The organism is Butyrivibrio sp. INlla16 (assembly GCF_900104155.1).
Classification (GTDB): Bacteria; Bacillota; Clostridia; order Lachnospirales; family Lachnospiraceae; genus Butyrivibrio.
The window spans coordinates 1-21,177 of sequence record NZ_FMYB01000031.1 but is presented as its reverse complement, the minus strand read 5'-3'; the positions used below and the strand labels follow the sequence as shown (position 1 = coordinate 21,177).

General features: G+C 39.5%; 26 protein-coding genes. 3 read left to right on the top strand and 23 right to left on the bottom strand.

Going from position 1 to position 21,177, the window contains the following annotated elements:
- Positions 1-166 precede the first annotated feature (166 nt).
- The 23 genes from BLR42_RS14155 to BLR42_RS14045 all read right to left on the bottom strand — a co-directional run bounded on the left by BLR42_RS14155 (position 167) and on the right by BLR42_RS14045 (position 18,840).
- Positions 167-967 (bottom strand): DUF5131 family protein, encoded by an 801-nt coding sequence (locus tag BLR42_RS14155; RefSeq protein WP_091870414.1) that lies wholly within the window; start codon positions 965-967, stop codon positions 167-169.
- Between the two features lie 48 nt (positions 968-1,015).
- Positions 1,016-1,291 (bottom strand): hypothetical protein, encoded by a 276-nt coding sequence (locus BLR42_RS14150; protein ID WP_139165172.1) that lies wholly within the window; start codon positions 1,289-1,291, stop codon positions 1,016-1,018.
- Between the two features lie 174 nt (positions 1,292-1,465).
- Positions 1,466-1,588, bottom strand: a complete 123-nt coding sequence (locus BLR42_RS23805; RefSeq protein ID WP_278289276.1) for a hypothetical protein — start codon at positions 1,586-1,588, stop codon at positions 1,466-1,468.
- 103 nt (positions 1,589-1,691) lie between these two features.
- Positions 1,692-2,243, bottom strand: coding sequence for a hypothetical protein (locus BLR42_RS14140; protein WP_091870409.1), 552 nt, complete (start codon positions 2,241-2,243; stop codon positions 1,692-1,694).
- Positions 2,244-2,252: 9 nt separating this feature from the next.
- A complete protein-coding gene (locus BLR42_RS14135; protein WP_091870407.1) occupies positions 2,253-2,681 on the bottom strand; it encodes an SWIM zinc finger family protein in 429 nt (142 codons plus the stop codon).
- Positions 2,682-2,692: 11 nt separating this feature from the next.
- Complete coding sequence (locus BLR42_RS14130; RefSeq protein ID WP_091870404.1) at positions 2,693-3,133, bottom strand: flavodoxin domain-containing protein; 441 nt, start codon at positions 3,131-3,133, stop codon at positions 2,693-2,695.
- A 113-nt stretch (positions 3,134-3,246) separates the two neighbouring features.
- Positions 3,247-3,633 carry a hypothetical protein gene (locus tag BLR42_RS14125; protein WP_242879336.1) on the bottom strand — a complete coding sequence of 129 codons (387 nt, stop codon included), beginning with the start codon at positions 3,631-3,633 and terminating at the stop codon, positions 3,247-3,249.
- Between the two features lie 22 nt (positions 3,634-3,655).
- Positions 3,656-3,919: a hypothetical protein gene (locus BLR42_RS14120; protein ID WP_091870477.1), complete on the bottom strand. Its 264-nt coding sequence runs from the start codon at positions 3,917-3,919 to the stop codon at positions 3,656-3,658.
- A gap of 290 nt (positions 3,920-4,209) precedes the next feature.
- The gene (locus BLR42_RS14115) at positions 4,210-6,570 is read right to left on the bottom strand and encodes a hypothetical protein (protein WP_091870403.1); all 2,361 of its coding nucleotides are present in this window, start codon (positions 6,568-6,570) and stop codon (positions 4,210-4,212) included.
- A 1-nt stretch (position 6,571) separates the two neighbouring features.
- The gene (locus BLR42_RS14110; RefSeq protein WP_091870401.1) at positions 6,572-7,060 is read right to left on the bottom strand and encodes a hypothetical protein; all 489 of its coding nucleotides are present in this window, start codon (positions 7,058-7,060) and stop codon (positions 6,572-6,574) included.
- Positions 7,061-7,131: 71 nt separating this feature from the next.
- The gene (locus BLR42_RS14105) at positions 7,132-7,788 is read right to left on the bottom strand and encodes an IS630 family transposase (protein WP_139165171.1); all 657 of its coding nucleotides are present in this window, start codon (positions 7,786-7,788) and stop codon (positions 7,132-7,134) included.
- Positions 7,758-8,276 (bottom strand): COG3415 family protein, encoded by a 519-nt coding sequence (locus BLR42_RS14100; protein WP_044917184.1) that lies wholly within the window; start codon positions 8,274-8,276, stop codon positions 7,758-7,760. Before BLR42_RS14100 ends, BLR42_RS14105 begins: the two co-directional genes overlap by 31 nt.
- A 152-nt stretch (positions 8,277-8,428) precedes the next feature.
- Positions 8,429-9,373, bottom strand: coding sequence for a hypothetical protein (locus BLR42_RS14095; RefSeq protein WP_091870397.1), 945 nt, complete (start codon positions 9,371-9,373; stop codon positions 8,429-8,431).
- A 97-nt stretch (positions 9,374-9,470) separates the two neighbouring features.
- Positions 9,471-10,451, bottom strand: coding sequence for a hypothetical protein (locus tag BLR42_RS14090; protein WP_091870395.1), 981 nt, complete (start codon positions 10,449-10,451; stop codon positions 9,471-9,473).
- Between the two features lie 23 nt (positions 10,452-10,474).
- Positions 10,475-10,843, bottom strand: a complete 369-nt coding sequence (locus BLR42_RS14085; protein ID WP_091870392.1) for a hypothetical protein — start codon at positions 10,841-10,843, stop codon at positions 10,475-10,477.
- 66 nt (positions 10,844-10,909) lie between these two features.
- The gene (locus BLR42_RS14080; protein WP_091870389.1) at positions 10,910-11,851 is read right to left on the bottom strand and encodes a hypothetical protein; all 942 of its coding nucleotides are present in this window, start codon (positions 11,849-11,851) and stop codon (positions 10,910-10,912) included.
- A 318-nt stretch (positions 11,852-12,169) separates the two neighbouring features.
- Positions 12,170-13,459, bottom strand: a complete 1,290-nt coding sequence (locus tag BLR42_RS14075) for an ATP-binding protein (RefSeq protein ID WP_091870386.1) — start codon at positions 13,457-13,459, stop codon at positions 12,170-12,172.
- A 163-nt stretch (positions 13,460-13,622) separates the two neighbouring features.
- Complete coding sequence (locus BLR42_RS14070) at positions 13,623-15,473, bottom strand: VirD4-like conjugal transfer protein, CD1115 family (RefSeq protein WP_091870384.1); 1,851 nt, start codon at positions 15,471-15,473, stop codon at positions 13,623-13,625.
- Positions 15,466-16,005 carry a hypothetical protein gene (locus tag BLR42_RS14065; protein WP_091870381.1) on the bottom strand — a complete coding sequence of 180 codons (540 nt, stop codon included), beginning with the start codon at positions 16,003-16,005 and terminating at the stop codon, positions 15,466-15,468. The genes BLR42_RS14070 and BLR42_RS14065 overlap by 8 nt, the downstream gene beginning before the upstream one ends.
- Positions 16,006-16,014: 9 nt before the next feature.
- On the bottom strand, positions 16,015-16,710 hold the full coding sequence (locus BLR42_RS14060; protein WP_091870378.1) for a hypothetical protein: 696 nt from the start codon (positions 16,708-16,710) through the stop codon (positions 16,015-16,017).
- 87 nt (positions 16,711-16,797) lie between these two features.
- Positions 16,798-17,871: an NINE protein gene (locus tag BLR42_RS14055; protein ID WP_091870376.1), complete on the bottom strand. Its 1,074-nt coding sequence runs from the start codon at positions 17,869-17,871 to the stop codon at positions 16,798-16,800.
- Positions 17,872-17,965: 94 nt separating this feature from the next.
- On the bottom strand, positions 17,966-18,361 hold the full coding sequence (locus BLR42_RS14050) for a hypothetical protein (protein WP_091870373.1): 396 nt from the start codon (positions 18,359-18,361) through the stop codon (positions 17,966-17,968).
- Between the two features lie 119 nt (positions 18,362-18,480).
- Complete coding sequence (locus BLR42_RS14045; RefSeq protein ID WP_091870370.1) at positions 18,481-18,840, bottom strand: hypothetical protein; 360 nt, start codon at positions 18,838-18,840, stop codon at positions 18,481-18,483.
- A 177-nt stretch (positions 18,841-19,017) separates the two neighbouring features.
- On the opposite strand from BLR42_RS14045, the gene BLR42_RS14040 reads away from it, so the two are divergent.
- The 3 genes from BLR42_RS14040 to BLR42_RS14030 form a co-directional block, all read left to right on the top strand.
- On the top strand, positions 19,018-19,242 hold the full coding sequence (locus BLR42_RS14040; protein ID WP_091870368.1) for a helix-turn-helix domain-containing protein: 225 nt from the start codon (positions 19,018-19,020) through the stop codon (positions 19,240-19,242).
- 590 nt (positions 19,243-19,832) lie between these two features.
- The gene (locus tag BLR42_RS14035) at positions 19,833-20,594 is read left to right on the top strand and encodes a ParA family protein (RefSeq protein WP_091870365.1); all 762 of its coding nucleotides are present in this window, start codon (positions 19,833-19,835) and stop codon (positions 20,592-20,594) included.
- On the top strand, positions 20,594-21,177 hold a 584-nt coding region (locus tag BLR42_RS14030), incomplete at its 3' end, for a hypothetical protein (protein ID WP_207648551.1). The genes BLR42_RS14035 and BLR42_RS14030, both read left to right, overlap by 1 nt.

Below are 21,177 nucleotides of genomic sequence, written 5' to 3'. Positions count from 1 at the left end.
TTTGGCAAGATTGCGTTGATGGATTCGGCGCATTCTTATTGATGGATTTGGCGTATCATTATTGATGGATTTGGCGTATCATTGTTGATGTGTAGCGCAGAGCATTAAAAACAATCAACTTTTTGAACGCTTAGCGAAGGGATTATCTTTTTCGTTAAACTGGAAGTTATAAATCCAATCCAGCTTTATGCGCCTGGATATGCTGCAGCTTTCTTGGGATGTTATAAAGCTTCCCATCCTTAATCAGTTTAGCTCCTGTCTGGTGATAATAAAATGAGATTCCGTTCTCTTTACACTGTAACCATACCTTCTCTACCCATTTATAATCGCAGACCCTTGCATTTGCTCCAGACTCGCCACCTACGGAAACCTCCTCGATGAGCGGTCGTCCATCGGAAGTCCTGTATTTTTCGATATATGAACTTAGATCCACCTCAGTCAACATAGGTTCTATCATCACGGCATGATGATAAATCGGAAGATCCAGATAAACCGGAAGTCTCTTGTCCAGCATATCCTGATTCTCACAGGTAACGGCTATCGTAACATTCTCCCATCCGTTCCCCCATCCTGCTGGGAGATGAGCTGCAATACGCTCAGGTCTTTTAGTAATCATAAAGAATGTACAATCCGAACGCTCATGCATCATTTCCCAGGCATCTTTTCTCCATCCATCTGCATCGGGATGAAAGAAATCTGAAGAAAAGCATGTATAAATGTGTGACCCGCATGGAACCTTATACATGCCCTTATACTGTCCTGACCTTAGTTTTCGGATTGGGAGGTTAAAGTTATCTGTCTTATGAAGAACTGTAGGATCCTTCCCTATGGATTCATCTCTTCGGTAAACATAACAATTTAGGCACCCTGTACTCGCTCTGGTGCATCCATGCCACAGATTCCAGTTTAGAGCGAGCGGAGTCCGTGGATCATTGTACTTTTCCTCAAAAAATGATAATTGCTCCATTATGAAAGCCTTCCAGTTAAATATGAATCCCTCTCCACTATCCCAAAGTCACAGCCCAAATGCAAAGATTGCAACAATGTAGAATCCAACGATACTTGCCGTAGCAAGCAGATCCAAAACACCTAGGATACGGACGGTTTTATCCCCTCCCCCAAGCTTGCGGCCAGCAAAAAAGAATACAAATCCTAAAAATCCAAGAAATGTAGTTATGTTAATTACTGTCCTTATCACCGCGGAATCAAAGTGTGATACCATCAGAAAAATTGCTATTACTGCAGAAACTGCCGGTATTACACCGGCTATAATTGCTATTGTCTTTTTCATCGTAACTATTCCTTCTTTCACTCCACAGACCAAACATCTCCTATATTAAGCCCTCTATCCGTAAGCCATGCATCTTCTACAGATGCAAACTTTGTTTGACCCTCTTCATTTTCAAGAATTACGGAAACCTTTGGCCTTTCTCCGGGTGCAAGCTCCTCGCATCCAAAGTCTCCATCAAATATCTGCTTTTATGAAATCATCTATCTTAGTCTTGAGATCCACTTTTTCCATATGGACAGATTCCTTATCCTTATTGATCCATACCGCTGCCGCCTGATCATAGTCCATTTCCCACATTTCAAAACTCCACCTCTCTATACCAAAATTTAAATCTGACTTAGTCCGGTCGGATACGGGGTCCGTAACCGTCTAAAGAACAGACGCTAACGATCCCCAGCTCCTACTTTGTTAATAATTCAAATATCCCCATTGTTATCGCTTCTGTAATAAGCGGAACCATTCCAAACAGATATCCTGTCATTGGCTTTACTCTGTAATATTGCAAATAGAAAAACAGACTAAGTATTGCTGCTATCGCAGTTAATATAAGTAGAATAGCAGCCTTATCTATCGTAACTGTCTCCCAGGCAAAAGCCCGGTTTATAGATGCCACTTCAAGCATCGACCATCCTACTATTAAAAATAGTTCAGACGTCACCTGCCTGTGAAGAAAAACCCTGGTTCCATAGAGCAGAATCAAATATGTAACTATGCCAGTGGCTATAATAATGAGCCCTGAAATGAATCCTTTTTCTGGTGGTGTTTTAACAATCCCCATCATATTCACAGCAAGCCCCGACAAACCAACAATTGCTGTAGCAAGAAGTAGTATCCCATCAATCCCGTGCGTATGACTATCTCCATGTGATGGGCGAAATGCAACTCCCCACCATATCAGATAAAACACGCAGCATATAATCAAAAGAGCTTGTCCCAACTTAATCTGAACCATATGAATCCCTCACCAATATCTATTGCGTCTTTCTTCCTCTTCTATAAGTGCTTCTAGATATAACTGCTGGAGTTCAGCCTTGCTCAAACTGTAAACATACTTCCTCAGTTCCTCATAGTGACGCTGTTCTTCTTCCTCTTCCTCTTTTTCCCATTCCTCAACCTGCTTAAGGAAGTCCTCAGCAGCCTTGGGCTCCGCAGTGAAATAGAGAGCTATCATATGTTTACAGATAACTCTCCTTCCCTCGGCAAAGGGACAGGTACATGAAGATTTCCTCGGATGCTCCTTGTCTATGTGAACATGATAAAGCTGCTCACCCTGAACAGTACCGTCATATGTATATGACCCTGTTTTCTCTACAGATTTAGTCTTCTTAGTGTTGTAATAGTCCATACCACGCCATACTGAATTTCCACTGGCAAGTTCAATAAGCCCCATATTTACTCCCCTTACAGATTTTTATAGAAATTCACCGCCTCAGTAACCTCACCCTCCGTAGGATGTCCTTTCTGAATGCCACCAACAAGCTTGAATGGTCCAAATGCGTCAAATCCCTTACATTGGAATCTGCCCAGCTCCTTGCTCTGCTTGTCCTTTGCAACAACTGCAATACTGTTAAAGTTACTCTTAAGTGGATTTCCCGCTGTTGCGATGAAAAATACATCCTTCTGCGGCGGAAGGTTCACCTTAGCAAAAGTCAGCACCTGCTCGGCAAATTTCCCGTAGTATACTCCTGAAGCAAAGCCAATCCTCTCATATCCATTTAAATCTGCTTCTCTTTTCTCTGTTGCATCGATAAGCTCCACCTCGGGATTCACTGCCTTTATGGTATCGAGAAGCTTCTTAGTATTTCCATGGTGTTTGGAATAATAGATGATACATGTTTTCAAACTCTTATTTCTCCTTAAATCTGTCTGATAAATTAACCCTATTCCTCAATTATACAGAAAAAGGATTCTGATTGCCTACATTTAACAATCAGAATCCTTATATTTTCCAATCCTCATCCTGCCATCGCCACCATATCTGCGTAGCGTATAAGCTCCATTTCTATTCTATCCATATCGAGCGTTGTGCTTTTCTCATATTCACCGGCGTTACATGCCCTGTCATCAATATAGACATCACAGGTGATCTTCCTTGAATTGGAGCCGTACTTTTCTATAGTCTCAGGAAGGTTGTCATTAACAGCGTCAAAGTATAGTCCGTTATCCCGGCAAAACTCTATAGCTTTTTCAAGGGGTTCTCCTGCTCTGCACGTCCAGAGAATCAGCTTGTCCCCTTCCTTCTGCTTTTTTATCAAAAAATCAATGAGTCCTATATTAGCAGGACCAACTGAAGGCCAGTCGCCCAGAGAAATGGTCCCATCAAAATCCACTGCAAATACCATATCTGTCCTCTCTTTCCGACTGTCATGCCTTTGATTCAAGAAACCATTTTGCTCCATTAGGACAGTCTTCAAAATACAGATGTACTTCCTTTCCATCTACGATACATGTATATACAAGTCCTGCACCACCGGCTCTTCTGCTTGCTCCCGGGACGCAGTCCTTGACCCTTGTTATCTCATACCTCCTGCCATCTTCCCATTCAATTGACAATGGTCTTATCTGCCCCTCTGATGAGAACCTGACAATAGTATCCACATAAACCTTATAACCTATTCTTTTAGCCATATTGCTGCTATCACCTGCCATTCTGAAACTAAGGAATGCCTGTGCACGCTGACACTCCCTTGGATCAATATACCCACGCATGGCGAACAATTGTTCTGTTGGTGTTTATAATTATACGAATGTATGTTCTGTTTTGCAACCACTAGATATTGGGATGGGATATTTATTGGACTCCAGTTCCCGAAAACTGGGCTACGAACGGAGTATCCACCTTTTTCTCTGGTCTATTTTGGCAATAACAGACCTCATATATTGTATGGCTATTCTCTTCTTTATATTCTTGATGTATTTTAATCTCTGATCCTCTGCTTTACCGGTATATGGAAAATATCTTTAAAACTGCTATCAGGGTACACTTCCGTGAAATTGTCATTAAATGCTATATTACTCTGCGGAGTTATTATCAGTCCTTTCCCCGGCGATACGCTGCTCACATAAGGAATAAGTGCAGAAGGGATATTAAGTATCTCCTCAAATTTCTTTCTCTCAATCGGTCCCTGGTTAAGGAGCTTTACATATCCGCAGGCATTAACTGCATTTTCAAGGTATGTAGTCTTCGTTGGATTGTTAAAAAGAGAAAGGCTGTCTTTTATGACAAAGGTTGTTATCGTCTGCATGTCGGAAGAATCGGACAGATATTTGATGAAATACTCTGTTCCTTCAACAGTACGAAGGACATCGTCTGCATCATCTATGAAGATCCAGTTGCTTATTCCCTTCTTCTTATCCTTTATCCCCTTATTCCAGAGATAATCTAAGAGCATCAGCACTTCTGCATCGTTGCATGTCTTGTAAACCGTAATTCTTGCTCTTTCCTCTTCCATCTCTGCATCGTATTTATCATGAAGAGCGCTTATGCCCTTTGATAAAAAGGGATATTCAGCTCTTTTTTCCAAATAGAGCTCAGACATACTACTTTCTCCGCGTTCTCTGAACTCTTCTATGAATCTCTTAACTTCAGCCTCAACCTTTAAACCAATATCTTCAGCTTCTTCATCCAGACAGTCTGTTTTCACATTAAGTGAAGTAAAGAGAGCATCAAGATAATAGCCCTTACTTTCTATATCATCACCGATAAGACCATAGCCTTTTTCAATCTCAAATATGTCCGGCACAAGAAATTCTCTTACAGTTCCCCCAAGTTTTTTAGCAAAGTCATCATACTCATCACTTCTTACTATGATGCTGATATTATCATCAGACCCCATGACGGCACTTAGAATTTCTCTCTTCATCTGGTAGGTTTTTCCCGAGTGCTCTGTTCCGGCTATCAGTCCTGATAAGTTTACGTTGTTCTTCCGGTTTAGAAGAATCAGGGTATCATTTATGGAATTAAGGCCGCAGAAAAGTCCGTCCTTTTTCACAGCGTCAGCAACACCTATAGGTGAGAGTTTAGAAAGCCGCTTAGCATCAAGCACTCTGTATGCATCAATATAGCTCTTTCCTAATGGAAGGCAGCTCATCAGTCCCTTATCCTGCATATAATCAAGTGTCCTTATGGAAGTATCGAATTTCGCAGCGGAAATGTTCAAAAGCTCTGTATCTACATCTAGCATCTCAAGATCTTCTGAATACAAAGTTATGACAAAGATACAGTTAAATGCCCTGCCGGATGATGCCACCACCTTTTTAAGCATTTCTACCGCCTGTCTTGTAAAATATGCTTCCTCTGTTCTTCTCTTTAGTTCCTCCACAGTAGAAGTCGTATGATTCTTCCTGTCCTTTACGGTATCTCTCTTTGCTTTTTTGGTGATTATAGTATCCTTCTTAACTGTTTCTGCTGCACTGTTAAATCCCATCTCTTCATCAAGCGGTTCATAGATTGTAGAAAACAGCATGTTTGAAGATATATTTGTGATATCCGATACAAAGGAAGGACTGACATCCTCTGGGATCATGTTTATATAAAAGGATCTAAAATACAGTGGTCTTTCTGTCTTCTCACCAAGGATTCCATAGTCCACAAGACCAGCTCCGGTATTCATGGATACAGGAGCAACGAGGTCTTTTGTTGTAAGCTTCATGTACTTAAGGTTTCCAAGATCAAGCTCCTTTTCATCCTCAGAAAGCCTTATGATGTCTCCAAACTTATCGCCCAGGGGATTGTAAATGAGATACATAACCTTAAGCCTGTCCTTTAATGACAGTGCCCTTACTGTTATCCCATACATCCTTGAGAATGATTCTCTAAGCCCCTTTTCAATCTCTCTAAAGCGCTTATCAGCATCATCCGCTGTATCAGCTTTTAGGGAAGCAACAAAATAGAGGACTTTCCTTACATTGTTATGACCTATTTCGAAGTTTTCCATAATAACTTCATCATAGCTTTCAACTATATCCTCCATACCCTCATAGCTCTTAGGATCATAGAACAGTTTCGATAAATACTGCTTCTTTTCTACAAGCCTGTTATGTACAAGAAACTGAAAGGAAATGTCCCTTGTGAAGCTGTTAAGCAGATCCTCCATCTTCATGGCGGCTATCTGGGCATCATAGTCTTTCACGTTATCAGGATCTATCTCATCCACCAGATACATCTTTGTATATTTTCCGTTAAGGTAAATAAGACCTGCGCTTTCATAGCATTTTTCATATGGTATTTTTTTCTCTAGATAAGCAGGAATCCTTACTTTTTGTCTGTTTCCAAGCATCTTAATCCTCCTTCTCATCTTCTTTTTCAAATACTTCTGAATCTACTTCATAGGAATGGATATCCTCATTATTAAAAATGAATCTGATAGTATCATTTGCCCCATCCACCTTTGAAGATATAAAACTCCACGCAGGATGCATACCGCAGATAAAGTACTCGCCCATGTATTCCTTTGGCATGATTGTAAGCACGGTAACTGGACATGTATCTTCCTCTTCATCCCGGCTGTTTTGGGGAACCATCAGCTCTAAAAGCTGGGCTCTCATATTCACGTAATCTACATTTAAACTGTCTCCGAACTTTATATCTGCCATAACAAACCTTCCGCCCCTAAACAGCGTTATCTCCGGATAATCAACGAAGGTTTCTCTTAAGATACTTTCCTCATTATCCCCATCTACTATTTTTGTCTCCAGCCTTATTAAAGACCTGCCGACACCATAATCATCTCTCCCTGATGCCGCGCAGAATAATTCCTTTTCTTTCATACTTTTCTTACTCACCTCTGTATACTCTAGTGTACTGACACGTTCACAATTAATCAAAGTCGCTCCCCGCCTTAAAGAACGGGGTATAGCGATTTGAGTTTTATTCTTGCGTCAGATGTTTTAAATTGCCAGTCAACAGTTGCTTTAGTTGCATTACGCTCATCCTCCCATGCACTGAGTTCTGCCTTGAGTAAATCGATATTCGGTATGCGACGGGACAGACACTGTCTTGTCATAACATTAAGCTCAATTTCTGCTATATCGAGCCAGCTGCCATGCTTGGGAGTATAGTGTATTTCTAACTTTTTAATTATCCTGCGTGCTTCGTCAGGAGGAAGGATTTTGTATAATGATGCAGGTTTATGTGTATTCAGATTATCCATGACCAGGACTATCTTTTCTACATCAGGATACATAACATCAACAAGGTATTGGATTTCTTCAGCCCAGTCTTCAGCGGTTCGATGTTCTCGAACGCTGGCATGATGTTTGCCACCTAATGGTTCCACAAAGGCAAATATACTGCATGTTCCGTTACGCTGGTATTCTGAATCTATGATTGCATCATCTCCAGGTCTCATAGGAAGTGGATCTCTTACATCTCCGAGTAGCTGATATGGCTTTTCATCCATGCAGACTACAGGGCAATCCGGATTGTATGGTCTTTCATAGACATCCAGGATATCCTCCATTGCAGCTACGAATTCCGGGTCGTTTTTCTTTGGAATGCAGTAGTAGGAGTTTTTGTGAGGTCTAAGTTTGTTTTTTTTAAAGCCTTACGGATAGCTTCGCGACTAATGGTTTCATCAGTGTCCAAAACAACCTTGAGTTCATCTTCCAATAAGCGTATTGTCCATCTGCTATGTCCTTCAGGTGCCGGACTGCAAGCTATTTGAACAAGATGGGCTTCAATCCGACCATCAACCTTACGGCGAGCATTATTGGAATTCTCATTTCTGTTGAGACCTTTTAGGTAATCCATACCTTTTGTGGCATAGCCTTTAACAGTATTAGAGACTGTTGCATGACAGACTCCATTTGATTTATAGCATTGCTCATATGACAACATTTTTCCATGATTCTCATCAAGATCAAGGATAATCTGGCATCTTGTCCTTAGTGTTTTGCTTGTACTCTTCTTGCGAATTATCGACTTGATGCTTTTGAATTCTTCGTCAGTGAGATTGATATGATACTTTTTTGGTCTGCCTGCCATTGCTGTGCCTCCGTGCTTTTTCTTTTATTTTACCAAGAAATGGCACGGATTAATAGATATAATTTGATTAAATATCAACATGTCAGTACACTAGTTTTCATCTTACAAACCCCGGTCGGATACGGGGTCCGTAATCGCCCCAAATACGTGCGCTAACGGTCCCCAGCTTCCATGTTCCGGTATGGATATGTATATATCCCATTCCCTGTTATTTTTTCTCTATAGAGATTTCTTATAAACTCATCGCTTTTATCAATAAGCTTTAGCCTTAGATCCTCCGCTTCCCACTTTAGAAAGGGATCCTTGACCTTTCCCTCTATATCTCTTATGTTCTCTATGGTCCTGTCCTTTTGAAGAAGCAGTATTCCATTTACAATAAGAATCTGATTAAAGGAAAGTCTTTTATAGGTGAGCTTTTCTGCAAGAACCCTGGCTACTTTTAATGCATCTTCAAGGATTGCAAATGCTGAATCTGCCCCAGCGTTTAACAGCTTTACGGTAAGTATCTGAACATCCTTATCTGTTCCCACCCTAAAATGCTTGCACAAAATGCACTTAACAAAAGGTATCAGTATGTCGCCCTGGCAACCTCGCTCTTCAAAGCATTTGTCTGTATAAAGGAGCAGAAGCTTTTCCCATAACAGTTCCTTTTCCATAAGGACACCATCTGGAACGTACATTTCCAAGCCGATATCGGTCATCCTGTAAAAGCTGCTTCCAGATCCGCTCCCTATGATAAGAGCCTTTTCCCTTTGCTTTAGCGCCTTTTCTATGTCCACGCTTTTATCCGGGATGACTCCATCAGTCTGGGCAATATCAAAAAGTTTTACTGAAACAGCTCTTGCAAATACCAATTCATCCTCAAAACCATATATGGTTGCCGGTATGACAAATGGCTTTTGCCCTTCTGTTATCTTCATGGATAATCTCTCGAAAAGCTTTCTTCCTCCAACGAAAGATGCATCCTTGTTTAAGTCATATATATGGAGAATGCTCCGTAAATCAAAAAAGAGAAGTCTTGAAACCATCATCAGAAAGCGGTTAAGTTCCCGCTCCCTAATGATTGTTTCGAGCAGACTTCTCTCATACTCATTCACTTTCTATCACCTTCATGTGCCGAAGACAGCTTCAAAATGATATTTAGAAGCAAAACTCCGGCAGATATTGATATCGCCGATGCCAAAATGAAGCTGATCACTTGCATGAACATACTGCCTCCCCCTGCAGGTCCTCGCTTTCGCTCTCTTTTCTAATTAGCCTTTCTTCCTGCCTCTTTTTCCTTTGCATTTCTTTTTCCTTAAGCCTCATGGCAGCTTCTTTAGCATCATAGATTCTCTTGTCTGTTTCGACCGGGACAGTTTTCCCTTCCGGCTCTTCTTCTCTCATGGCAAGACAATCCTCAAGGGATCTTCTCCTTTTCATTTCGATAGCACTGTCCTGCCTGTTCCTTTTACTGATACGCTTTTTCTCATCCTGCTTCATCTTTATGGAATTGAGGATTCTCTCAAACTCATCAAGGCCATCATCAGAAGTAATGTTTACGTTTTCAGGTTTCTGTCGTCCTTTGAACTCAATAGGCTCAGCTTTTACCTCTTTACTACTCTCTTCAATATTCTTTTTGACCTCTTCTATCGCAGTGACTTTCTCCGTTACAGCTTTTCTATTCTTTTTGCCATTTATTAGTCCAAACATATTTATATCCGCTACCTTTTTCTGGATTGATCCTGCGGCCTCTTTCATTTTTCCAAAGGCATCCCCTGAAACAGACTCCTCCTTTTCACTTATCTGGGCTTCCCCATTCTCGGAAAAGCCCTCCCCATACCTCACTTCTTTCCACTCTTCGAAGCTGATATCTATATCCTTATCGATGCAGTGGGCTACAAGGAGGAATTTGAGGTACTGTTCTATAAGGTTTTTCTCCGCGTAGACCTCGGCATCCCTCTTTCCACTCGCTGCAATCTGAGCATATTCTCTGTTTTTCTTCTTTATCTGAAATCTCACAACCCTTGTCTGAAGCATGTAGTATAGCTCTGGAATAACTACCAGTCCTACGAACAATATCAGTATGAATACATCAAAAGATGCATCATTTAACGGCTCCGGCCAGTATTTGACGTAGCTGTTAAAAAACATTGTATTCTTTAGCAAGCTTGTAAGATTCTCAAAAAGCTGCATATAATCACTCCTTGTGCCTTATCTTAAAGTGTAAAAGTAAGTGGCATTTCAAACCCGGCCATATCGTTATGGATGTTTACATTCACTGTTCCAATTCCTCTTGGAAGCTTATTTAAGACGCTGAACACTTCCTCTTCGCTGGCGATCACGGTAAGACAGTCATCACCATACTTAATGTCCGCCTTTGTATTAACAGGAAGTAGTGTATAGTCTCCGATTTTTCTAAGTTCATCATAGATTGTTCCAAGATTCTTGTACTTATCGATATAGTCCTGATAAAGAAGTCCTGAGCCTGTTACATCCTTTACTTCTGCAAATCTGAACTTTCTTGCAGAGATAATTCCATGCCACTTATATCTCTTCTTTCTTGTAAACAGTGTCAGAAGAAGCATCCACAGATAAGGTCCGAGTTACTTCCAAGAAGGACGTTTAGCATTTCACCTTTGGCCTGCAGACTCTTACCGGATCCCGGTGTTCCAAGGATAAATGATAGATCCATCCTGAGCTTCTGACACATCCCACTTTGTTGTGGCATCATCTGTCTCATATGTGGTGCTTCCAATCGTAAAGACAGTAAAATGCTCTGTTTCAAAGCTAACACCATCATCAAATGCTTCAGAGCTAAGAAGTGTTACGCCTGCATTATCATCTTCAATTCTATAGACTTCGATTTCTTCTTCCGTAGGGATGTCTGCACCTGTGATCTTGATAGTTACGATACTGTCATGTTCAACAGGCTGCCATGTTTTACCACCTGATATGATTTCAATGTCGTAGGCTTCAAATACTTTAAAGGCGCCCTCACCTGTCTCATCATTTACTGACTGTTCAACAGCTTCTATATAGGTGACTTCCTTTACTGAAAGCTCCGCATCCTCTGGAAGCATTCCGATAGCATCTACCTTTTCGCTACCAACTTCCAGTGAGAGCTCTTTTTCTGTAAGAACATCTTCTGTAACAGATATTTCCTCTGTTACAGGCTCTTCCGAATCTGCTGGTGCATCTTCTGTTTCTTCATCACTGTTTTCTGTAGCAGTTTCGATCTCTTTACTCTCAGCTTCTTCATCCATCTTTATATCTTCCAAAGACTCAGGATCTTCAGATGCGATATCAGAAGCTTCTGTTTGTTCTTCATTGCCTTCCGTCTGATCATCTGTTTCCATATCCTGAATGGGCATTTTGTTTTCTTCTAAAGATATGTTTTCTTCTGTCTTATCTTCACTTTCTTCAATGTCATCTTCATTGGTTATTTCGTTTTCTTCAGTGAAGTTTTCATCTAGGTATGTATCTTCTACTGGCGCTATATCCTCAGCAGCATATGCATTTGTTCCAAGTGCGGAAAATGTCATAGCTCCTGTAAGGACATATGCCATAAGTTTAGAAACCCTGTTTTTAAGCATAAAAAAATCTCTCCTTATAATGGTTTTTTTACTTCTCCATATGAGAAATACCATCAAAATTTGAGATTTTTATTTTTCTTTGAAATTTTTTTAATTTTTATTTCAGCCCCAGGGATTTTCCTTATGGCACCGCCCCTTTAGGTTTTTGATTTATCTCCCTCATTTGGTCTCATGGTTTTTATATCAAATCGTAAATAAATGTAAAGGACAAGGGCTAACGCCAGCGCAGGAGCGCTTCCTTGACATTTCTTTCCGATTTGTTTTTTGGTAGTCAGGACCAAATAAGGGAGGGGCTATTTCGTGAATTGGCGGTGCCAATCAAATGGATGACACTCCCCACAGTGGAACGTTGATCATCCATTCCTGATCTATATAATCCGCACCGGAGATTCTTATCGCTTCCTTAGGCTTATATTTATCGCAGTACACCTTTAGGCTCTTTGATCTGAGGCTGACTTCAGCTTTTACTTCCAGAGGTACTATATCTTTTCCCTTTTGGATCATGAAGTCGGTCTCATAAGTAGATTTTTCACCTGAATAGTAATAAGGTGTATAGTCCGTATCTGAAACGAGCTGCTGGAGGACATACTGTTCACTAAGTGCCCCCTTAAATTCCGTAAAAATGTCACTCCCGGTAAGTACGCTTTCCACATCAAGTTCACTCATGGCACCAAGAAGTCCTATGTCTATCATAAACAGTTTGAATGCAGAAAAATCGACATATGACTTTAGGGGCATTGCCGGTTTTGAGACTTTATTTACCTTATATGCGATTCCGGCATCAACAAGCCACTGTATTGCTATCTCAAAGTCTTTCTGCCTTGCTCCTTTTTTGATCTGACCAAAGAAGAACTTTTTATTCTCCTTAGCGAGCTGTGTTGGCAGTGCATTCCATACCATTCGGATCCTGGGAAGTTCATTCTCCTTGACATGCTTACCAAAGTCGCCTTCATACTGGTTTACTATTGATAGCTGGAGGTCCCTGATCTCTGCATAATCTTTGCTTTCTGTGAATCTTTCAACTACTTCCGGCATTCCTCCGACAACAAAGTATTCCTTAAGGAGTTCTTTATATCTCTCAGAATAATCCTTAAGTTCTCTGTTTTTATAATCTCCAAGATATGATGAGAGTTTATCTTCACCTATGGCTGTAAGGAACTCCCTAAAGTTCATGGGATAGAGTCTTAGTTCATCAACTTTTCCTACCGGGAATGAAATCCCATCATGAAGTGCAACGCCAAGTAAGGATCCCGCTGCTATCACGTTATATTCCGGAGCTTCTTCGCAGAAGTATTTTAAAGATTCAACTACCCTTGGAGCAGACTGCACTTCATCAAACACTAAAAGTGTCTCTTTGGGATCAATCTCTACATGCAGGTTTATCTCAATGGCATCTATTATCCTTTTAACATCATAGTCATCATCGAAGATGCTGCTCATTTTGGAATTATTGTAGAAAGATATATAGACAGTGTTTTTATAATGTTCACGTCCAAACTCCTTCATCAACCAGGTCTTTCCCACCTGTCTAGCACCCCAAAGGACCATGGGCTTTCTGTGTTTCTTATTTTTCCATGCGACAAGATCATCCATCAGCATTCTTTTCATGACTCTATAACCTCTTATCTTTTGTTCTGATACTAAATTACCTTAATGATATTATAGGCGAAAAAGTGTATCATAACAACACTTTTTCCGACGAAAAAGTGTATTGTGACAACATTTTTTCGTCGGAATATCTTCTTAGAAGTCATTTTTCAGCGAATTTATTTTAGACAAAATCAAATTCCGAATATGGATTATAGCCTTCAAGAACCTCTGTTACCTTGTTTCTGTCATCCATGCTTAGGCGAAGGAATTGAAGGATCTCCGAAGGGGAGAGGTTTATCTTTTTTTCTTTTAGCATATTTATTATTTCTTCCACGTTTTCAGTATTTTTTATATCACCTGCATCTGCACTTATGAATCTTTCTATCAGATCTTCTTTGGTTTCTTCAACCATCTTTTGTTCTTCTTTTTTGCCACCTTGCTTTTCCCCGGGGAATCTATAATCATCATCTCCGACAAGAGCTACCTCCAGGCTCTTTAATACGCCTTTTTCAAGAGCTATAAGGTGCTTTGGGTTATATAGGTATTCATCCTTATAATCCCCTGATTTCTTATAATTTGGATGTTTTTCAAGGGGATATTTCTTATCAAGAAACGGTTTCATGGATCTTATAAAGACGATGCAGTTTTCATTTGTCAGCTGCTCAAGTTCTGTTGTGGTCTTTAGGCTCCTTCCCATGGGCTGGGTTGTTACCGTGTTTGATGATCCCCTGCCCTTTGTTCTTGATACATATTTTGTCACAATTGTTTCTTTGCCGAGACGCTCACTTATAAGCTTTACTGTGGATGCATCTATTCCTCCAAGAAAGAGCATTGAGTCGCAGTTTCCGACCAGGGTTTCCCATTTCTTTTCAAACAGGACCTCTATCTGTGCCTTATTCTGATAGATAAGGGCTATGGAGAGGTTATATTTTCTGCAGGTCGATATGGTGTTTTCAAGGTGTGGAATATTGCCGACATTTCCTGCTTCGTCGATTATCATTCTCACAGGAACATCCAGTTTTACCGATACTGTTCCTGTCTGTCTTGCCTTTTTATGTCCCTGCTTATAGAGGATGTCAAAGAGCTGGGTATAAAGCTCAGCTGCTATGAAATTATAGGTTGTGTTTGCCTGGGGCGTTATTATAAAGAGCGCACATTTCTTCTGGCCTATCTCTTCAAGGTTCAGTTCATCCTTATATGTGAGGTTAGCAATCTTTTCAAGCTTAAAGAACCTTGAAAGGATTGCTAGGGTTGATATGATGATGTTCTGCGCTGTTTTTCCGCGTCCTGCGGATTTGATTACTTTATAGTTTGAAACGGCGTAGGAGTCAGGGTTTGCTTTTTCAAGATCTGCAAAGAGCTTATCCAGTTCGTCCATCTCAACTTCGCTGTCATCAGCTGCATCCATCAGTTCCATGAGCTTAACTACATTTGTGAAGTTCCTCTTTTCCATGGGCTGTGTCTCAAAGAGGTAGCCGCAGATGGCTATGAGGAGGGTTCTTGATGTCTCGTCCCAGAACTTTGAATCGCCTCCCTTTGACTTAACAGGTCCTTCGATATTTGATATGAGGGCATCCACCATAAGGGGGATATCTGCATCCTCATAGATGTAGCAGAAGGGATTGTATCTCATGGAATTGTCCATGTCCTCGATATTCAGGTATTTAACTTCATATCCCATGTCGATAAGTGTCTGCCCAACGCTACGAAGGAGCTCTCCGGATGGATCCGTTACAACAAAGGATGAATTTCCCTGAAGAAGGTTTGGCTTTACAAAGTATCTTGATTTACCGGTACCGGATCCTCCAAGGACTATGGTGTTTAGGTTTAGCTGGGTAAGGTTTGAATCAAGGGATAGGCACACTCTCTGGGAATAGATCTGCGAATATGCTCTCCCAATCCTTTTTTCATCATTCCTAAAGCTCTTTCTTATGCACACTTCCTTTCCATAGCCGCTTCTTCTTGTTTTATATCGCATTTCGGCTATTTCTTTTATATCAATGTCTGAGAGCTTTTTCATGTAATCAGTCAACTTTTTTCTTCCTCCCCATGTTCCCAAAACCAAATATCTTTTTCATTCTCCATCTAAGGTAATCAGAATAGGTGATCTTTATTTCCCCGTTTATCATTGCCTCTTTAAGAAGTGGCGGTGACATAACATAGTTGTTTAAAAGGCTCTCATATGCCGTGTTAAAAGACCCTGAACCATATTCTTCACCCTTTCTCTCCTTCCCCTTTGATATGAACTCCGTGTACTGGTTAAGGGCATATATGGATCCAAAGAGTAGTCCTACAAATATCATCCCGCAATCTGTCGGGATAAGGCAGAGCGCCCCGGGGAGGGATATTTTGAGGTTGAATATTGGAAGTACCATTTCCCTCATGGAATATATATCCTGCATGACATCCGGGATGTTACTTATAAGGTCCTGCCCCTTTGATTCGTAATATAGCCTCTCAGAGCCAATAAATGCCCCTAAATACGACGATAAGATAAGGACCCATATAATTCTGCTTTTTAACTCTTTCTTTGCATTTTCGCCCTTTAATGGATCATTCCCCATATATCCCTTTTACCTCGCTACCTGTTCTCTCTTTTTTGTTGTCTTTTCCTTTTCTTTTTTCTGCTTCTCCTTTTCAGCTGCCTTTGCCTGCTGGATCTGCTGTAGTCTCTCCCTTATCTGCTTAATCATCCTTTCAGCTATTAGCTCGTAGTTTTTAGGTATGTTTATCTTATAGAGCATGTTTTCTGTCTGTTCTATGGTGTAGGGGATCTCTCTTTCCATGAATGCCCTTTCTATGTGGGGCTTTTCAATTTCTAAAACAGTAAAGCCTTTTTCATCTTTGCCCTGCTTATCCTTTTCCCCAAGACCTCTTATCTTTTCATAGGCTTTGTATACCTTCTGGGAATCGTTTATTTTCTCTTTCCCTGGGATAGACAGCTCTCCCCTTGTAAGGTATATAAATGACCTGCCACCTTCTTTATCCCCTATCCTTATCTTTGCAAAGGGAACCCTTTGGTCCTTTAGGGACTTCTCAAAAGCATCATTCTCGTTTTTCTCGATAATTGATCCCTTGATCTCTCCGCCATCTTTTGCGTGCTTTAGGATCATCTTTATCCCTTTATCTACGTTCTTGTCGTCGAAGGACTCTCCCTTTCCTGTTGCTATCTGTTTTATAAGTTCAATAAGAGCTTTTGATACTTCTGTAAGTGACTGGTTATACATATCAAGCTCTCTTGCCCCGATTTCTCCACCAAGATCTGCCATTACTTAATTCCTCCTCTTTACTTGCTCGTTTTATATTTGTCTAAATCCGGTCGGATACGGATACCGTAAGCGCCCAAAAAACGTGCGCTAACGGTATCCAGCTCCAATTCCTTTAATCATTTCTGTATTCTGAAATACCATGCCTAAAACTTCTGATATGCGCTCCAGCATGAACATGTATAGCGTCCTTGTCATAAGGAATCCTATAGCAGCTGAAAGCAACATACATAAAGCTGCCATCTTTACATCCTTTAGCTTTTTAAGGTAGATGATGTTTGATGACCTTATGCCATCCTCATATTCATTTCTCTTATATCTGTAATCACCGCAGATTATAGAAAGTACATCCAGCATTGGAAGAAGCCCTGCTCCTCCACAGGTAAGGGCATATAAAATACCCTCTATAATTTCTCCAACGATAAACTTATGAAATCCTGTAAAGCCAAGGATTGCTGTCTTTAGTGCATAAATTTTTTCATCTATCTCAGATACCTGATACCACTCCTTTTCTCCAACAAGGCCTGTTGATATGCCGAGTACTCTTTTTTCTTTGTATTTCCTTACAAAGGTGTTTCCTTCATCATCTGTGAAGATGTCTTTATAGTCTTGTGGAAGGAGCTTTCCTTCCCGATACTTTAAAATGGCGTAAACGTAAGTTAATGTTTCATCATCTATACGCTCTTTTATCTTACTGGAAACATCCTTATCACATGTATCTGTATCTTCTAAAATGTAACTGACTCCCTCATAGGTATATTCATCTACCTTTACGCTATTAGCTTTAATGCTTCTTACATTTTCATCATCTAAGTTTTGCAGGTAATCTATTTCAAGAGATGCTGACTCTATAAGATCGTAAGAAGATATGCTTTCTCCAAATCGGTTAATGCTCACTTCTCCCTGAACTGATTTCAAAAGGACCATCTGCCTTTCATTTAGTCCAAGGAACTCTCTTATCTTTAGATCTGCGTTTATGTTCCTGTCTGCCGAAGCGATTACTATGCAGCCATTTTCTGACAGAAGCACAAGCGGAATATGTAACTTATCTGAGATATAGATATCCTCAGCGTATAGCTCATCCCTTCCCCAGAGATCAATGAGGTATGAAATATCCATATCGTCAAAGCTGTCTAATTTTTCATTCTTACTTTTCCCTGGCATTTTTATTCCACCTCTCTATACATAAGTTTTAATCTGATTTAGTCCGGTCGGATACGAATACAGTAATCGCCTAAAATACAGGCGATAACTGTATTCAGCTCTCGATTGCCATTAGTCTTTCATAGCCTGTTAGGATATTCTGTCTTATCGCTGCCTTATCAGTTGTTGCAAATACAAGGATCGCTCCGGTATTTTCATCGTAGTAGTCTGCATTTTCCTTATCAGTTATTCTTATCTCTATCTCCCCATCTGATATGCCGGTAACTACTTCTGCCGGAAGGTTCTTAATCACTTCATCAACTGCCTTTAGGCATGAAGAATCTGTATCCTCCTGGTAAGACATTTTTAAAAACTTATAGTCTATCGTCTTTGTGCTCTCTTCTATGGTCTTTGTGTTATAAACTATCTTTCCGGCTGCTTTATCAAAGTTAGTCAGGATCACAATGACTATGACCATGATCAAAAGCGCCATTACTCTGTTTTTTCTCATAATCTTCTCCCGTCCTTAAGTGGTCTCATATATGAAATACCCTCAATTTGGAAGTTTTTAAAAATTGGCGCAAAAAAAGAACAGGCCGCCTGACCTGTTCCAGATATAATTATCTAATTTTATTTAGCATCCACGATATCGTAAATCTTATCAATCACTTCATCAACTGAAATACCGCCCTGATCATAAGGGCATACTGCAAGGAAGTTCTCACCATTATCCTTATATATAACAAAAGGATACTCTGGTATCACTTCTGAAAGCTTCTTGCCTATGGCCTGTATATCTTCATCAGATGTGATGTCGATAAGGACACAGTTTTCATTATATTCAAATTTCCCTGCGCTAATTTTCTTTAGCTGCGTAGATATCATGCCGATCTCAAATGCGAAGCTCTCTGCCCTGACGTCATGTTCATACAGAACGCCGGCACAAATTGCATCATCAAGATCGTATGCATTCACAATCCTTGTTGACATCAGTTTCTCCTTAATTGAACCTTGTGCAATTCAATTATGCATTTATAAATTAATTAAGCAATCAAAGAATATAACAGATTATGTCAATTATACCATAACTATATATTGTATGTACTTTTTATAGTATCTATCACAAATGGTAATGTCTTTTTATGCTATCCATAGAGGATATTAATTATGCCGATAGTATATGACAGACTATGGAAGACCATGAAGGCAAGAGGAATAACACAGTACAAGCTTATGAAGGACAATAATCTTAGTCCTTCTCTTTTTGCGCGCCTTCGCAAAAATCAGCCTGTCACCACTACAACTATCGAAAATTTCTGTAAATGGCTTGATTGCAACGTCGAAGACATTCTAGAATATCGTAAGGATCCCAGCGAAGAACAGAACGAATAGTATAGATATATTTTATATTGATATATATTGTATATACAAAATTGGCTTTGATTCAAAAGAATAATTATGTATATATTATATATATGTATATCATATTGAGGAATATAATATTGTTATATTTAATATTCGACTATATAAAATATATCTATCTTATATTCTTATATTTAATATTCTCATATATTATATTTACATATTTAATATCGACGTATATAATATATTTATATTTTATATACTGATATTTAATATTTATCTATTTTATATATCCATATTTTAAATAGACAAATATTTTATTCTCATATATAATATTGTTATATAATTTATAGCGGTATATTTTATATAGGTATTTTTTATTGATATATTTGATATAGTTATATTTTTTATTTGTATATCTTTTATATTCATATATAATATAGTTGTATTTTATATTCTTATATTTAAGATATTTGTATTTTTTATATCCGTATATTTTATTGATATATATTTTATGGTTACATATTATATTTGCCTATTTAATATATTAATATTTAATATGGGTATATCTTTTACATTTTATATTCGTATATTTTTTATATACCGGAGGAGAGTTTTACATGGGAAAAGTCTTAGGAATCGTCAATCAAAAGGGTGGAGTAGGAAAGACCACATCAACAATAGAACTTGCAGCTGCTTTTGTTGCACAAAAGAAAAAGGTCCTTGTCATCGATCTGGATCAGCAGGGTAACCTCTCAAAATATGTTGATGCTGATTTCACAAAGCCTACAATTTTCGATGTGCTTCAGGCAGAATGCGCAACGCTTGATGCTATCCAGAGATGCGGTACATTTGATGTTATTGCCAGCTCAAAAGAACTGTCAAAAGCAGACAGAACATTTACTGAATATCAGGATCTTTTCCTCTTAGAGGACGTTATAAAGCCGATAAAGGATGATTACCATTTCATTCTCATAGATAATGGTCCTTCAAGATCCACGCTTCTCACAATGGCATATGTGGCATCAGATGGCATTGTTATTCCTTCAGAAGCAGATGATGGCTCAATTGATGGTATCTGGGAAGTTCATAATGACCTTGTTAAGTATAGAGACGGAGATCATCCGGTTTCACATGCTAAGATTGAGCTTCTCTTGCTGAACAAATATGAAAACACCGTTATGCATCAGAATGCCAAGGAACAGCTTGAAGATATTTCTGCTGAGATTTCAGATAGTCCCTTAGTTGAAACCATAAGAAAGAGTATCATCGCAAGCGAAAGTAAGTCATTTAGACAGTCTATCCAGGAATACAGTCCTAAAAATAATGCAGCTGAAGATTACAGGAATGTAGCAAAGAAACTGGCAAGGAGGATGAAATAATGGCAACACAGTCAAGAAGAGAAAAATTAAACGCACTGAATAAAAAGAGAATGGATGAGCAGCACTCACCTAAGAAAGATACAACCATTGTAGACGAAATGCTTGATAACTATACTAAAGCATCAAAATCTTCAAAAAAGGCTGAAACCACTAAAGAAAATTCCACCAAGACTAAGCCTGCACCGGTTAAAAAGCCTGCTAAGACAGAAGAAGTAACCAAAGAAGCAGCTAAGGAAGTTGTAGAAGAAGTAGCAGTAGTAGCAGAAGTTTCTCCAGAGCCTGAAGTGATTCCTGAACCAAAAGAACCCGAGGTTGTAGCTCCTGTAGAAGAGTCATTCATAAATAAGCCGGAAGTAGAAGCTGTTCCTACACCTGAAAAAGACTATCTTAAGCTTTTGGCAGAGCAGTATGGTCTTGTCAATGTAATGGATAAATCAAGAGTAGGCAGACCGAAAAGAGAAGGGTATTATCAGAAAATATCACTTAATCTTAAAGCAGAGAATTTGATCTATGCCAAGGCAGTTGGTGGTAAATTCGGTGGTGTTACAGGTTATATTAACTACCTGATTGAGCAGGACATGAA